The organism is Ornithinibacter sp., from assembly GCF_035443565.1.
In the GTDB taxonomy this organism is placed as follows: Bacteria; Actinomycetota; Actinomycetes; order Actinomycetales; family Dermatophilaceae; genus Fodinibacter.
Window position 1 is genome coordinate 1 of record NZ_DAORSO010000316.1, and the last position, 1,702, is coordinate 1,702.

3 protein-coding genes are annotated in these 1,702 nt (G+C 72.7%); all 3 read right to left on the bottom strand.

Annotated features, from left to right (window positions below):
• Positions 1 to 361, bottom strand: a 361-nt coding sequence (locus tag PLL68_RS14830; RefSeq protein ID WP_324535403.1) for a metal-sulfur cluster assembly factor, incomplete at its 3' end; no start/stop codon positions are given.
• 9 nt (positions 362 to 370) lie between these two features.
• A complete protein-coding gene (locus PLL68_RS14835) occupies positions 371 to 952 on the bottom strand; it encodes a DUF1003 domain-containing protein (protein ID WP_324535405.1) in 582 nt (193 codons plus the stop codon).
• Positions 945 to 1,702 (bottom strand): magnesium transporter MgtE N-terminal domain-containing protein (locus tag PLL68_RS14840; protein ID WP_324535407.1); only part of this gene is annotated, 758 nt, incomplete at its 5' end. The genes PLL68_RS14835 and PLL68_RS14840, both read right to left, overlap by 8 nt.

Sequence of the window (1,702 nt, forward strand, 5' to 3'; positions counted from 1 at the left end):
CGGACGCGACGGCGTACACCCGCGTCAGCGACCCGGCCTTGGCGAAGGGGACCTCACGCTCGGCGACACCACCGCGCAGCTTCGTCTTCAGCTCGGCCCGCTGCTCGTCGCTCATCACCCCGAGGGTGACGGTGACGCCGGTGACGCCGTCGACCGCGGCCAGCGCCGCCGTGGTGTCCTTGGTCAGGGTGTCCTTGAGCGGACAGGCCGCCACGGTGAGCAGGATGGTGACGGCGACGTGACCCGCCTCGTCGGCGGCCACGCTCTCGACCATGCCGAGCTCGGTGACGGGCTTGCGGATCTCGGGGTCGATGACCGTCTCGAGGGCGGCGTGCAGGGCGTCGGGGCTGACCTGGGACATGCGCCCAGTCTAGGTCGGCGAGCCGGTGCCCTCGTCCGCGGCCGCGGCCGCACGCCCGGCCGAGGCGTCGTAGGCCGCCTCGAGCTCCTCGCGCCGCACGAGCACCAGCCCGCGCTCCTCCAGCTCGTCGAGCAGGTCGCGCAGCTCACCGCGCACGAAGTCGCGGGTCGCCTGGTCGCGCAGGGCGATGCGCAGGGCGGCGACCTCACGGGTGAGGAACTCGGTGTCGGCGAGGTTGCGCTCGTCACGGCTGCGGTCCTGCTCCAGCGCCACCCGGTCGCGGTCGGCCTGCCGGTTCTGCGCAAGCAGGATCAGGGGCGCGGCGTAGGACGCCTGCAGGCTCAGGATCAGGGTGAGGAAGATGAAGGCGTACGGGTCGAAGCGCAGGCCCTCGGGCGCCAGGGTGTTCCAGAGCAGCCACCCGGCCACGAAGAGGGTCATCCCGATCAGGAAGTACGGGGTGCCCATGTAGCGGGCGAACTTCTCCGAGAGCACCCCGAAGGTCTCCTCGGTGAACACGCTCGGCGGGTTCCAGCGGCGACGGCCCTCACGGGGCTGGTCGATGCGCACCCGGCGGTCGCGCTCAGCCACGACGCACCCCCTCGGGGGTCATCACGTCGTGGCGCTCCTCGCGCCAGTCCTCGGGAAGGATGTGGTCGAGCACGTCGTCGACCGTGACCGCGCCGAGCAGGTGCCCCTCGGCGTCGACGATCGGCAGGCCGACCAGGTCGTAGGTGGCGAGCATCCGCGCCACCTGGCCGAGGGTGGCGTCGGGCGCGAGCGGCTCGACGTCCTTGTCGAGGATGCCGCCGATCGACGCGTGCGGGGGCTCGCGGAGCAGCCGCTGGATGTGCACCATGCCGAGGTAGCGGCCGGTGGGCGTCTCGAGCGGAGCGCGGCAGACGAACACGGTGCAGGCCAGTGCCGTGGACAGCTCGGCCCGGCGCACCACGGCCAGTGCCTCGGCGATCGACGCCTCGGGCCCGAGGACGACCGGCTCGGTCGTCATCAGGCCACCGGCCGTGTTCTCGTCGTAGGTGAGCAGGCGGCGCAGGTCGGCGGCCTCGTCGGGCTCCATCTTCTGGAGCAGCTCCTCCTGGCGCTCCTTGGGCAGCTCGGCGAGCAGGTCGGCGGCGTCGTCGGGCTCCATCGCCTCGAGCACGTCGGCAGCGCGGCCGACCTCGAGCCCGGCGAGGATCTCGACCTGGTCGTCCTCCGGCAGCTCCTCGATGACGTCGGCGAGGCGCTCGTCGCCCAGCGCCGCGGCCACCTCGGCGCGGCGGCGGGGGGTGAGGTCGTGGATGACCTCGGCGAGGTCTGCGGGCTTGAGGTCCTCGTAGG